Below are 14,009 nucleotides of genomic sequence, written 5' to 3'. Positions count from 1 at the left end.
ACGACCGCGCCGCCCGGGGCCCGACCGCGCCGCCCGGGGCCCGACCGGACAGGCCCTACAGCGCCTCGCGCTTCGTCAGCCAGTTGAAGCAGAGCCAGCCCGGGAGGACCGGGATCCACAGGGTCAGCAGGCGGTAGAGCAGGACGGCCGGGGTGGCGACCTCGATGGGGAGGCCGACGGCCACCAGGCCGATGGTGAGCGCGGTCTCGACCGCTCCCACGCCGCCCGGGGTCGGCGCCGCCGAGCCGAGCGCGTTGCCCGCGAGGAAGACGACCGCCACGCTCGCGTAGCTGATCGACACGTTGTTGTGGTCGAAGGCCCGGATCGAGGCGTCCAGGCAGAGCACGAAGGTGAGGGTGAGCAGCAGCATCCCGCCGATGCCGGTGACCAGCTTCATCGGCCGCTGGAGCACGTCCAGCATGCGCGGCACCACACCCGCGAAGAGCGAGCGCAGCCGGGTCGAGACGAACTTCCGCATGAACGGGATCGCCGTCACGACGAGCACGAGCACCGCGACGGTGAGGAGACCGGCGATGACCGTCCTCGACGGGGTGAAGGACTGCGACCGCTCCGTTCCCGTCAGATAGCCGAAGGCGAGCAGGAGCAGGATGTGCGCCCCGAGGCCGAAGAGCTGGGAGGCGCCGACGCTCGCCACCGCGAGGCCCGGCCGTACCCCCGAGCGCTGGAGGAAGCGGGTGTTCAGGGCGACACCGCCGACCGCCGCCGGGGCGACGATCTTCACGAACGAGCCGGCGACCTGCGCCACCACCGTCCGCCAGAACCCGACCCGCTCCGGCACGAAGCCGAGCAGGCTCATCGCCGCCGCCACATAGCTGACCGCGGAGAACAGCACCGCGGCCGCCACCCACCGCCAGTCCGCCTCGCTGATCGTCGACAGCGGCGTCCGGGAGATCTGCGACAGCAGGAAGTAGGCGGCGACCGCGCCCGCGATCAGACTGACCAGGGTCCGCGGCTTGATCCGCTCGAGCCGGACCGGCTCGGCCGGCGCCTGCGGGCGGATCAGGAGCACCTGCTGCCGGATCTGGGCCAGCAGGTCCTCCTCGCGGGCCTCGTCGAGCGCCGTGTCCAGGGCCCGCTTCTCGGCCTTCTTGTCCGCCTTCTTCTCGGCCTTGGTCTCCGCCCGTACGGCTGTCGGGGCCGCGGCGGCCTCCGCGGCCTGGGCCTTCGCCAGTTCCCGCTCGTGCTTGGCCGTCTCCGAGGCCGCGAGCACGGCCTCCCGCTCGCGGGCCGACCGTTCCCGGGCCCGTTTCCGCAGCGTCGCGCGCGTGGAGCGGCTCAGCGCGATCGGCTGGAGCAGCGGCAGGCAGTCGGCGACGGCGTCCGGGCCGAGCACCTCGACGGCCGCGGCGACCGTGCGCTCGGCACCGACCCGCAGACCGAGGGTGGTGAGCAGCTGGGCGATGTCCATCCGCAGGATCAGGTCGCCGGCCGCGATCTCGCCGCCCCGCAGATCGGTGAGGATCACCCTGCCGGAACGATCCACCAGAATCGCGTCGCCCGTGAGTCGGCGGTGCGCGATCCGGCGCGACTGGAGCGCCCGTACCTGCCGCCAGGCGCTGCGGACCAGCTCGTCGGTGATGTCGTCGTCGTCGAGCGAGTCGAGGCTGCGGCCGCCGATGTGCTCGTAGACGAGCATCACGGCGTCCGGGCCGAGCTCGGAGGTGGCGATCAGCTTCGGCGCGTTCGCCCCGGCGGCGATCGCCGCGTACGCGAGGAGCGCCTCCTGCTCCAGGGCCTGCCGCAGCGAGACGATCGACCGGCGGGTGGTGATCGTCCGCAGGGTGATCCGCCGCCACGCGCGGTAGAAGAAGCCGTGTGCCTGCTGCTCGCGGTCGACGACGGTGACGTCGAGCGGAGGCCCGTCCTCCAGGGTCACGATGTACCGGCGGCCCCGGTCGCCGCTGTCCGACGAGTCGGGCACGCCCTCGGCGCGCAGCGCCGTGACCGGCCGGAAGCCGACCCGGCGCAGACCGGCGAGGAGGGTCTGTCCGGTGGGCCGGACGTTGGGGGAGCCGACCGCGTACAGCGTGCCGTACGCCACCGTCCAGCCGATCAGGACGGTCAGGACGATCGAGAGCGCGGTGGTGTAGCCGGCCACCAGCATGGTGAAGGCGTCGAGCAGCAGCACCACCCAGAGCGACACCCGCCAGCGCGGCCTGCGGGCCATGCCGACGGCGGTCATGTACGCGATCACCGGCGCGAGGTAGTTGTGCACGGGGTCGGTGAGCCCGCCCCCGGACGCCGGCTGGGTCAGCGCGTCCTGGATGGTGCCGGGGGCGGCCTGGGCGACCCAGAGGTCGGTGGCGAGGGTGAGGCCGTGCGCGAGCACGGCGGCGAGGACGCCGTCCGCGATGCGCAGCCCGTCACGTTTGATCAGGCGTTCGATGGCGAAGGCTACGGGGACGAGCAGGACGGCGATGGAGGAGACGAGACCGGCGATCTTGACGAAGACATCGGGTGCGCCGACGGCGCCCTTGTTGATGTCCTCCTCGAGGCCCGAGGTCGTCGCGTGGGCGAACGCGGCGACGGCGATGACGAGCCCGATGGCGAGCAGACCGGCGAGCAGCCGCATCAGGTCCGAGGGCCGGTGGACGCGGGCGGCGAGCAGCGGTTCGTCGCCGGAGACCCGCTCGGGCACGTCGGCCTTGCCCTCCTCGGGGGGCTGGGTGTCCGGGGCCATCACCATGTCCGTCTCTGCATGCGCGTCTTGTCGTTCTCGTTCTCGCTGTTGTCGCGGCTGTAGGTCCTGCTGTTGTTCTTGCTCTGGTTCTTGTACTTGTCGCTCTTGATCTCGTATCACCAGTCACCGCCCGCACGATGGTGGCACGAAGAGCCGCCGCACGGAGGCATCAGGGCCATGTCGGTGGGGTGAGGCAGGATGGGGCGGATGAGCATGGAGGTGCCCGTGGGGGAGACCGGAGAACTGCCCGAGTACGCGGAGCGGGTGCTCGACGTCGCCGACGGGATCCCGCCCGGCCGGGTGATGACCTACGGCGACGTCGCCGAATGGCTGGGCGAGGGCGGGCCCCGCCAGGTCGGCCGGGTCATGGCCCTGTACGGCGGGACGGCGCCCTGGTGGCGGGTGGTCCGCGCGGACGGCACGCTGCTCCCCGGGCACGAGCTGAGGGCCCTCGACCACTACCGCGAGGAGGGCACGCCGCTGCGCGAGCGGGGTCCGGCGGCCGAGGGACACCTGCCCAGGATCGACATGCGGCGGGCGCGCTGGGACGGAACTCACACCTGAGCGCGCCGACCGGGGACGACCGGGCGGGACACGGCGTGAGCGGCGCCGGACGGGACGTACGCGGTACGGAACGGGGCGCGGAGTACGGCTCGGCGGCGGGCCGTTTCGCGTAACGTCGACGTTCGCGTCTCCCGAGGCGACGGCGGGCCGGCGAGCCCGACGGCCGGCCGCGGCGGACGGCCGCCTCACCCGCACCACCACTCCCACCAGGACCGGCGACCCACGTGAGTACCTCCTCGACCACCCGGCGTACGCCGCCGTACCAGGGACAGCCGTACCCGGGTTCGGGCCGGCAGCGGAACCCGGGCGCGTACCGACTGGTGCGTACCACGCCGGCCCCGATGGATCCCCCTCAGCTGGACGCAACCCAACGCGAAGTGGTTGACCACGGCGGCGGACCTCTTCTCGTCCTCGCCGGACCCGGCACCGGCAAGACGACGACCCTCGTCGAGGCCGTCGCCGCCCGGATGGAGCAGGGCGCCGACCCCGAACGGCTCCTCGTGCTCACCTTCAGCCGCAAGGCCGCCGTCGAACTCCGCGACCGCATGGCCGCCCGGCTCGGCGGTCGGCGCCCGCCGCAGGCCACCACCTTCCATTCCTACTGCTACGCCCTGATCCGCGCCCACCAGGACGCCGAACTCTTCGCCGAACCGCTGCGGCTGCTCTCCGGACCCGAGCAGGACCTGGCCGTACGGGAACTGCTCGCCGGCCACATCGACCTGGAGAAGGCCGGCCTCGGAAGCATCCGCTGGCCCGACGAACTCCGCGCCTGCCTCACCACCCGCGGCTTCGCCGACGAGGTACGGGCCGTCCTCGCGCGCTCCCGCGAGCTGGGCCTCGGACCGGACGCCCTCGCCCGCTTCGCGGAGCGGGTCGGCCGGCCCGACTGGAAGGCCGCGGCCGGCTTCCTCGCCGAGTACCTCGACGTCCTCGACCTCCAGGGCGTCCTCGACTACACGGAACTCGTCCACCGGGCCGTGCTCCTCGCCGAGGACATCAGCCTGCCCGCGTACGACGCGATCTACGTCGACGAGTACCAGGACACCGACCCGGCACAGGTCCGGCTGCTGCACGCGCTGGCGGCCGGCGGCCGCCGCACGGTCGTCGCCTTCGGCGACCCCGACCAGTCCATCTACGCCTTCCGGGGCGCCGACGTGAACGGCATCCTCGACTTCCCCGCGTCCTTCGGCGGCGCGGACGTCCGGGTCCTGCGCACCGCGCGCCGCTCGGGCGCCGAGCTGCTCAAGGCGACCCGGCTGCTCGCCCAGCGGATGCCGATGCCCCGGCTCCCCGCCGACAAGGTCCGCGCCCACCGGGACCTCACGGCGGTACGGGACGGGGGCGGGGCGGAGGCGTACACGTACCCGACGGCGTCGGCGGAGGCCGAGAACATCGCCGACCTGCTGCGCCGCGCCCACCTGGAGGACGGCGTCCCCTGGCAGGACATGGCCGTCCTCACCCGCGCCGCCGCCTCCCTGCCGTCCCTCCGCCGCGCCCTCACCTCGGCGGGAGTCCCGGTGGAAACGGACGCGGCGGACACGCCGTTGCGCCACGAACCAGCGGTGGCCCCACTGCTGCTGGCGCTGCGGGCCGTGTCGGCGACGGACCCCGTTGTGGGCAAACGTTCCGCAAGGGCGATGGGGGCATCCCCGGACGAAGTCTGGGGGAGGGAGGGCACAACCCACGACGGCGCCGCACCGTCGGCGCCCCTTTCGGACGCCGCGCGCGTCGAGCCCGCACCCGTCGAGCCCGCACCCGTCGACCCCGCGCGCGTCGAGCCCGCACCCGTCGAGCCCGCACCCGCCCCCACCTGGCTCCCCGTCGAAACCGCACTCGAACTCCTCGCCTCGCCCCTCGCCGGAGTGGACCCGGCCGATCTGCGACGCCTCGGCCGCGCCCTCCGCGACGAGGAGCGCGCCGGAGGCAACAAGGTCCCCGCACCCTCCGACACCCTCCTCGCCCGTGCCCTCGCCGAACCCGAACGCCTCGCCGCCCACGATCCGGCGTACGCGCGCGGTGCCCAGCGGCTCGGGCAGCTCCTCCAGGAGACCCGGACGCTCCTCGCGGCCGGCGGCACCGCCGAGGAGGCCCTCTGGGTGCTCTGGAGCCGCACCCCCTGGCCCGGCCGCCTGGAGCGCGCCGCGCTCCGCGGCGGGCCCGCCGGGCGCAACGCCGACCGCGACCTCGACGCCGTCTGCGCCCTCTTCGAGACCGCCGCCCGCGCCGAGGAACGCGTCGGAGGCCGCGGCGTCCTCAACTTCCTCGAGGAGCTCGACGCTCAGGACATCGCCGCCGACACCCTCACCCGCCGCCACACCCGCCCCGACGCGGTCCGCCTCATGACCGCCCACCGTTCCAAGGGCCTGGAGTGGAGCCTCGTCGTCGTCGCCGGGGTCCAGGAGGGCCTCTGGCCCGACCTGCGCCGCCGCGGCTCCCTCCTGGAGGCCGACCGCATCGGCCGCGACGGCCTCGCCGAGCCCCTCACCCCCGGCGCCCTCCTCGCCGAGGAGCGCCGCCTCTTCTACGTGGCCGCCACGCGCGCGCGTGACCGGCTCGTCGTCACCGCCGTGAAGGCCGCCGCGGAGGACGGCGACCAGCCCTCCCGCTTCCTCACCGAGCTCGGCGCCGAGCCGAAGGACGTGCCAGGCCGCCCCCGCCGCCCCCTCGCCGTGTCCGCCCTGGTCGCCGAACTGCGCGCCACCACCGTCGACCCGGACGCCTCGCCCGCGCTCCGCGACGCCGCCGCCCACCGCCTCGCCGAGCTCGCCGCGCTCACCGACGAGGACGGCCAGCCGCTCGTCCCGGCCGCGCACCCGGACCGCTGGTGGGGACTGTTCGAGCCGACCCGCGGCCCGGAGCCGCTGCGCGACCGCGACCGGCCCGTCGCCCTCTCGCCGAGCTCCCTGGACAACCTGGTGAGCACCTGCTCCCTCCAGTGGTTCCTGGGCCGCGAGGTCAAGGCCGCGGCCCCCGCCACCGCGGCCCAGGGTTTCGGCAACGTCGTCCACGTCCTCGCCGACGAGGTCGCCTCCGGCCGTACCCCCGCCGACCTCGACGTCCTCATGGCCCGGCTGGACTCCGTGTGGGACGCCCTCGCGTTCGACGCGCCCTGGAAGTCGGCCCAGGAGAAGCAGAACGCGCGCGTGGCGCTCGAACGCTTCCTGAGCTGGCACGTCATGGACCGGGGCGGCCGCACCCCGGCCGCCTCGGAGCACGACTTCGACGTGACCCTGGAGGCGGGCGCGTACGAGGTCCGCATCCGCGGCTCCATGGACCGCGTCGAGACCGACGAGCAGGGCCGCGCGTACGTCGTCGACTTCAAGACCGGCAAGTCCGCGCCCACCAAGGACGAGGTCGCCCACCACCCGCAGCTCGCCGTCTACCAGCTCGCGGTCCGCGAGGGCGCCCTCGACGAGGTCCTCGACGGCAGGCGACCGGAACCCGGCGGCGCCGAGCTCGTACAGCTGCGGCAGGCCGCCCCGCAGAAGGAGGGCGGCGACGCCCTCCCCAAGGTCCAGGCGCAGGAACCGCTCGCCGGCGAGTGGGTCGGCGAGCTGCTCGCCAACGCCGCCGGCCGGGTCCTCGACGAGCGCTTCACCCCCACCACCGGCCAGCACTGCACGAACTGCTCGTTCCGCGCCTCGTGCAGCGCCCAGCCGGAGGGCCGCCAGGTCGTCGACTGACGTCGACTGACGGGACGGCCCCGGGGCGCGGAGTCGCAGGCACGCGCGCGGGAGGAGACCCTGGTGGACAGGGCTCGGGAAAACCGCGAGGAGGCCCCCATGGCGTCCCACCGAAAGCTCCGCGTCGCGGCCGTCGTCTGCGCCGTCGCCGTCGTCACAGGTCCCGCGCCCGTCGCGGCCTGGGCCGCGACGGGCGGTGCCGCGACGACCGGTGCCGCGGCCGCCGCACCCTCGGTGTCGGCACCGTCGCCCGATCCGTTCTCCGGTCTCACCGCCGACGAGATCGGCGACAGGGCGGTCACCGCGACCCAGTCGGCGACCTCGCTCCGGATGACCGGCCGGGTCGTCACGGAGGGACAGCCCCTCGACATCGACTTCGCCGTGAACGACCGCGACGAGTGCACCGGCGTGATGAAGATCAAGGGCGGCACCGCCGAGCTCCGCAAGATCGATCGGATCACCTACATGAAGGGCGACGAGCCCTTCTGGCGCGTCTCCATGGCCTCCCAGGGGGTGCCCGACGCCCAGATCGACGCCACGATCGAGCTGGTCAAGGGCCGCTGGCTGAAGATCGCCCCGGGGCAGGCCGGCAGCGCCGACCTCAGCGGCGTCTGCGACCTGAAGTCGCTCCTCGCCGACCTCGGCGACGACAAGGAGGAGCGCCGCGGACTGACCAGGGGCCCCGACTCCGAGGTCGACGGCACCCCCGTCGCGAACCTGGTGAAGAAGAAGACCGACGGCGAGACCACCACCGTCTCCGTCTCCCAGGAGGGCAAGCCGTACATCCTGAAGATGGTCAAGGCCGGTGGCGAGGAACCCGGCGAGATACAGCTCTCCGACTACGACAAGCCCGTCCGGGTCGTGATCCCGCCCGCCGCCGAGACGGTGGACCTGTCGAAGCTGGACCGGGGCACGCCCGCGTGAGGCAGCTCTCCCCTGCGATCCGACCCGGAACGCCCGGGACGGACCGGACTGTCGGTCGTCCCCGTTAGCCTCTTTGAGGTGACCGCACGCATCACCGACCCCGAGCAGCTCAAGGAGCTCCTCGGCATCCCGTTCACCCCGGAGCAGACGGCCTGCATCACCGCGCCGCTCGCCCCGCAGGTCGTCGTGGCCGGAGCCGGCTCCGGCAAGACGACGGTGATGGCCGCCCGCGTGGTCTGGCTGGTCGGCACGGGCCAGGTCGCCCCCGAGCAGGTCCTCGGCCTCACTTTCACCAACAAGGCCGCCGGTGAGCTCGCCGAGCGCGTCCGCACCGCCCTCGTCCGCGCCGGAGTGACCGACCCCGACGTCATCGACCCGGCCCAGCCGTCGCCCGGCCACCACCCCTCAACGACGGCGGTGCCCGCCGACCCCTACTACATGCCGGGCGAGCCCCGGATCTCCACCTACCACGCGTTCGCCGGGCAGCTCCTCACCGACCACGGCCTCCGCATCGGCCTCGAACCCACCTCCCGGCTCCTCGCCGACGCCACCCGCTACCAGCTCGCCGCCCGCGTCCTGCGCGAGGCCCCCGGCCCGTACCCGGCGCTCACCCGCTCCTTCCCGACCCTGATCACCGACCTGCTCGCCCTCGACGCCGAGCTCGCCGAACACCTCGTACCGCCGGAAAGACTGCTTTCGTACGACTCCGCGCTGCTCACCGCCCTCGCCGACGCCAAGCTCAGCAACGCCGAGCTGCGGAAGATCCCCGAGGCCGCCACCGCCCGACGCGAACTCCTCGACCTCGTCGTCCGCTACCGGGCCGCCAAGCGCTCCCGCGACCTGCTCGACTTCGGCGACCAGATCGCCCGCTCCGCCGAGCTGGCCACCACCCGGCCCGAGGTCGGCGAGATCCTCCGCGACGAGTTCCGGGTCGTCCTCCTCGACGAGTACCAGGACACGTCCGTCGCCCAGCGGCTCCTGCTCGCCGGCCTCTTCGGCCAAGGCCCCACGGGCACGCCCACCGGCCACGCGGTGACCGCCGTCGGCGACCCCTGCCAGGCCATCTACGGCTGGCGGGGCGCCTCCGTCGCCAACCTCGACGACTTCCCCGAGCACTTCCCGCACGCGGACGGCAGCCCCGCCGACCGCTATTCGCTCTCCGAGAACCGGCGCAGCGGCGGCCGTCTCCTCGACCTCGCCAACGGACTCGCCGCCCCCCTGCGCGCCATGCACGCGGGCGTGGAGGCGCTGCGCCCCGCGCCCGGCGCCGAGGCCGACGGAAGCGTCCGCATCGCCCTCCTCCCCACCCACGCCGAGGAGATCGACTGGCTCGCGGACTCCCTCGCCCACCTCGTCCGCGCCGGCCGGGAGCCCGGCGAGATCGCCGTCCTGTGCCGTACGGCCACCGACTTCCCCGCGATCCACGCGGCCCTCGTCGCCCGTGACGTCCCCGTCGAGGTCGTCGGCCTCTCCGGCCTCCTCCACCTGCCCGAGATCGCCGACCTGGTCGCCGTCTGCGAGGTCCTCCAGGACCCGGGGGCCAACGCCGCCCTGGTCCGCCTCCTCACCGGCCCCCGCTGGCGCGTCGGCCCCCGCGACCTCGCCCTCCTCGGCAGGCGGGCCCGCCACCTCGTCCACCGGGGCGGCGACGAACCCGACCCCGAGCAGCGGCTCGCCGCCGCCGTCGAGGGCGTCGACCCGGCCGAGGTCGTCTCCCTCGCCGACGCGCTCGACACCTTCCTCGACTCCGCAGGCACGGCCGACGACGGCCTCGCGTTCTCCGCCGACGCCCGGGTCCGCTTCGCGCGCCTCGCCGCCGAACTGCGCGCCCTGCGCGGCTCGCTCGCCGACCCCCTCATGGACGTCCTGCACCGGGTGCTCTCCGCGACCGGCCTCGAAGTCGAACTCTCCGCCTCCCCGCAGGCGCTCGCCGCCCGCCGCCGCGAGACCCTCGGCCACTTCCTCGACATCGCCGCCGGATTCGCCTCCCTGGACGGCGAGGCGAGCCTCCTCGCGTTCCTCGGTTTCCTGCGTACGGCCGTCCAGTTCGAGAAGGGCCTCGACAGCGCCCTGCCCGGCGGCGAGAACACCGTCAAGGTCCTCACCGCCCACAAGTCCAAGGGCCTGGAATGGGACGTCGTCGCCGTCCCCGGCCTGGTCACCGGACAGTTCCCCAGCGCCCGCGCCCGCGAGTCGTGGACCTCGCAGCCCCAGGTGCTCCCGCACGCCCTGCGCGGCGACACGGCCACGCTCCCGGACATCGACACCTGGAACGCGAAGGCCCTCACCGCCTTCAAGAACGAGATGCGGGACCACCAGCACACCGAGGAACTCCGCCTCGGCTACGTCACCTTCACCCGGCCCCGCTCCCTCCTGCTCGGCTCCGCCCACTGGTGGGGCCCGTCCCAGAAGAAGCCTCGGGGCCCCTCGGACTTCCTCCAGGCCCTGTACGAACACTGCGAGGCGGGCCACGGGGAGATCGAGGCCTGGGCGGAAGAACCGGAAAAGGACGCGAAGAACCCGACGCTGGAGGAAACGGACGACGACCAGGCCTGGCCGCTCCCGCTGGACGCGGAGGCGTTGAAGCGCCGCCGGAAGGCGGCGGAGGACGTCAAGACCAGGTTGTGGGCCATCGTCCCGCAGGGCGGTGGGGGCACCCCCGGACGAAGTCCGGGGGAGGGTGGGCACAACCCCACCAGCACGGCGCCCGACCTCCCGGACCCGTACCCGGAGGACCTCTGGCCCGAAGAGGAGGAACCCGTCTGGGACGAGGACGAGGAGGCCCTCCCCGAGGACACCCACGCGGACAGGGTCCCGGCCCCCCGGGAACAGGAGCTCACCCCCGAAGAGCTCCGAACCATCACCTCCTGGGACCGCGACCTCACCGCCCTCACCACCGAACTCCGCCGCACCCGCGCCACCACCCGTGACGTCCTGCTCCCCGCCTACCTCTCCGCCTCCCAGGTCCTCCGCCTCGCCGCCGACCCCGACGGCTTCGCCCAGGAGCTGGCCCGGCCGATGCCGAAGGCCCCGCAGCCGGCGGCCCGTCGGGGCACCCGGTTCCACGCCTGGGTGGAGTCCCGGTTCGAGGAGCTGCCGCTGCCGTTCCTCGGCCCGGAGGACCTGCCCGGCGGGGAGGACTTCGCCGGGGAGCCGGAGATCCTCGACGAACGGGACCTCGACGAGCTGAAGGAGGCCTTCGCCCGTACCGAGTACGCCCACCGCACCCCGTACCGCGTCGAGGTCCCCGTACACCTCTCGCTCGGCGGCCGGGTCGTCCGGGGCCGGATCGACGCCGTCTACCGGGACCCGGAGTCCGGCGCGTACGAGATCGTCGACTGGAAGACGAGCCGGTCGCGCACCGCCGACCCGCTCCAGCTCGCGATCTACCGGCTCGCCTGGGCCGAGCAGCACGGCCTCGCGCCCGAGGACGTGGCCGCCGCCTTCGTCTACGTACGCACCGGCGAGGTCGCCCGCCCCACCCGCCTGCCAGGCCGGGCCGAGCTGGAGGCACTCCTCCTCGGAGAGCCGGCGGCGGACGCCGACGAGGCCCTCCTGCCGGGCGGGGCACCCCCGGGCGCCGGATAGGCTCGTGGGCATGAGCGAGACCCCGGACAGCGCCGTCCACGCCGTACGTACGTACATCGAGCAGCACCGTGCCGCCTTCCTCGGCGACCTCACGGAGTGGCTGCGCATCCCCTCCGTGTCGGCCCAGCCGGACCGGGCCGGGGACGTACGGCGCAGTGCCGAGTGGCTCGCCGCCAAGCTCACCGAGACCGGTTTCCCCACGGTCGAGGTCTGGGAGACCGACGGCGCCCCCGCCGTCTTCGCCGAGTGGCCCTCCGGGGACCCGGACGCGCCGACGGTCCTCGTCTACGGCCACCACGACGTGCAGCCCGCCGCCCGCGAGGACGGCTGGCACACGGACCCGTTCGAGCCGACCGTGGTCGACGGACGGATGTACGCGCGCGGGGCGGCCGACGACAAAGGGCAGGTGTTCTTCCACACCCTCGGCGTGCGGGCGCACCTCGCCGCCACCGGCCGCACCACGCCCGCCGTCAACCTCAAGCTGATCGTCGAGGGTGAGGAGGAGTCCGGTTCCCCGCACTTCCGGACCCTCGTCGAGACCCGCGCCGAGCGCCTCGCCACCGACGCCGTGATCGTCTCCGACACCGGCATGTGGTCCGAGACCACCCCCACCGTGTGCACCGGCATGCGCGGGGTCGCCGACTGCGAGATCGAGCTGTACGGCCCCGACCAGGACATCCACTCCGGCTCCTTCGGCGGTGCCGTCCCGAACCCGGCCACCGTCGCCGGCCGGATCGTCGCGGCCCTCCACGACGCAGACGAGCACGTGGCGATCCCCGGCTTCTACGAGGGAGTGACGGAGCTCACGGACGCCGAGCGCGCCCTCGTCGCCGAGCTGCCCTTCGACGAGGCCGCCTGGCTGCGTACGGCGAAGTCGCACGGCACCCTCGGCGAGGCCGGCTTCTCCACCCTGGAGCGCGTCTGGGCCCGCCCCACCGCCGAGGTCAACGGCATCGGCGGCGGCTACCAGGGCCCCGGCGGAAAGACGATCGTCCCCGCCTCCGCCCAGCTCAAGCTGTCGTTCCGGCTGGTCGCCGGCCAGGACCCGGCCAAGATCGAGCTCGCGGTACGGGACTGGCTCGCCCCTCTCGTCCCCGCCGGCATCCGGTACGAGATCGTCTTCGGCGCCCCGACCCGCCCCTGCCTCACCCCGCTCGACCACCCCGCCCTCAAGGCGGTCGCCGGGGCGATGAGCCGGGCCTTCGACGGCGCCAAGGTCCGCTACACCCGCGAGGGCGGCTCGGGCCCGGCCGCCGACCTCCAGGACGTCCTGGAGGCACCCGTCCTGTTCCTCGGCATCTCCGTCCCGTCCGACGGCTGGCACGCCCCCAACGAGAAGATCGAACTCGATCTCCTCATGAAGGGCGTCGAGACGACCGCTCACCTGTGGGGCGACCTGCCCACCGCCCTGCGTCCTGTCTGACCGTCGAGCGCTGAACCCACACACCGATCCGGGGGAGTTGGAAGCACCTGTGAGCACCTTGAAGAACGCGCCCTTGAAGAACGTGCCGGCGGACCGCCCGATCTCGCTCACCGCTCCGAGCGGCATCGACCGCGCCGCGCACCACCGTCTCGACGAGGCATGGCTGGCGGCGGCCTGGAGCCACCCCACCACGCGGGTCTTCGTGGTCTCCGGGGGGCAGGTGCTGATCGACGACACGGCCGACGGCACCACCGAACTCGTCATGACCCCGGCCTTCGAGGCCCCGGTCACCGAGACCCACCGCTACTTCCTGGGCACGGACGCCGACGGCGTCTCCTACTTCGCGCTCCAGAAGGACTCCCTGCCCGGCCGCATGGACCAGTCCGCCCGCCCCGCCGGGCTCCGCGAGGCCGGACTGCTGCTGTCGGACCGGGACGCGGGCCTCATGGTGCACGCGGTCGCCCTGGAGAACTGGCAGCGCCTCCACCGCTTCTGCTCGCGCTGCGGCGAGCGCACGGTCATCGCCGCCGCCGGGCACATCCGCCGCTGCCAGGCGTGCGGAGCCGAGCACTACCCGCGGACCGACCCCGCGGTGATAATGCTGGTCACGGACGAGGAGGACCGGGCGCTGCTCGGCCGCCAGGTCCACTGGCCCGAGGGCCGCTTCTCGACCCTCGCCGGTTTCGTCGAGCCCGGCGAGTCCATCGAGCAGGCGGTGGTCCGCGAGGTCTTCGAGGAGGCCGGGGTCACGGTCGGCGAGGTCGAGTACATCGCCAGCCAGCCCTGGCCGTTCCCGTCCAGCCTGATGCTCGGCTTCTTCGCCCGCGCGACCTCCTCGGAGATCACCGTGGACGGCGAGGAGATCCACGAGGCCCGCTGGTTCTCCCGCGAGGACCTGGCCGCCGCCTTCGAATCGGGCGAGGTGCTCCCGCCCTACGGCATCTCGATCGCCTCCCGGCTGATCGAGCGCTGGTACGGCAAGCCGCTGCCGAAGCCCGGCGACGTGATCTGAGACGTACGACACGTTCCGCCCACGTACGAAGAACCCCCGGCCGGTCCGTACCGGTCGGGGGTTCTTCGTACGCCGGGGGCGTGCGCCGCGCGCCGGGCGGCGCACCAGACGCTG

General features: G+C 73.7%; 7 protein-coding genes. 6 read left to right on the top strand and 1 reads right to left on the bottom strand.

Annotated elements, in window-relative coordinates:
• Positions 1-55: 55 nt before the first annotated feature.
• Positions 56-2,707 carry a lysylphosphatidylglycerol synthase transmembrane domain-containing protein gene (locus tag N5875_RS13370; protein WP_318209095.1) on the bottom strand — a complete coding sequence of 884 codons (2,652 nt, stop codon included), beginning with the start codon at positions 2,705-2,707 and terminating at the stop codon, positions 56-58.
• Between the two features lie 192 nt (positions 2,708-2,899).
• Here N5875_RS13370 and N5875_RS13365 point away from each other — a divergent pair, with 192 nt between their 5' ends.
• The 6 genes from N5875_RS13365 to nudC all read left to right on the top strand — a co-directional run bounded on the left by N5875_RS13365 (position 2,900) and on the right by nudC (position 13,895).
• Complete coding sequence (locus N5875_RS13365; RefSeq protein ID WP_318209096.1) at positions 2,900-3,265, top strand: MGMT family protein; 366 nt, start codon at positions 2,900-2,902, stop codon at positions 3,263-3,265.
• Positions 3,266-3,606: 341 nt separating this feature from the next.
• Entirely contained in the window at positions 3,607-6,948 is a 3,342-nt protein-coding gene (locus N5875_RS13360) for an ATP-dependent DNA helicase (protein ID WP_338499163.1), read from the top strand.
• Between the two features lie 99 nt (positions 6,949-7,047).
• On the top strand, positions 7,048-7,872 hold the full coding sequence (locus N5875_RS13355; protein WP_338493855.1) for a hypothetical protein: 825 nt from the start codon (positions 7,048-7,050) through the stop codon (positions 7,870-7,872).
• Positions 7,873-7,950: 78 nt separating this feature from the next.
• Positions 7,951-11,460: an ATP-dependent DNA helicase gene (locus N5875_RS13350; RefSeq protein WP_338493853.1), complete on the top strand. Its 3,510-nt coding sequence runs from the start codon at positions 7,951-7,953 to the stop codon at positions 11,458-11,460.
• Between the two features lie 10 nt (positions 11,461-11,470).
• Positions 11,471-12,883, top strand: a complete 1,413-nt coding sequence (locus N5875_RS13345) for a dipeptidase (protein WP_318209100.1) — start codon at positions 11,471-11,473, stop codon at positions 12,881-12,883.
• Between the two features lie 49 nt (positions 12,884-12,932).
• On the top strand, positions 12,933-13,895 hold the full coding sequence (nudC, locus tag N5875_RS13340) for an NAD(+) diphosphatase (protein ID WP_318209101.1): 963 nt from the start codon (positions 12,933-12,935) through the stop codon (positions 13,893-13,895).
• The last annotated feature ends 114 nt before the right edge of the window (positions 13,896-14,009 follow it).

Source organism: Streptomyces sp. SJL17-4 (assembly GCF_036826855.1).
GTDB lineage: Bacteria > Actinomycetota > Actinomycetes > Streptomycetales > Streptomycetaceae > Streptomyces.
Note: the sequence above shows the minus strand (reverse complement) of the source record. Positions and strands in the feature narration are given on the sequence as shown.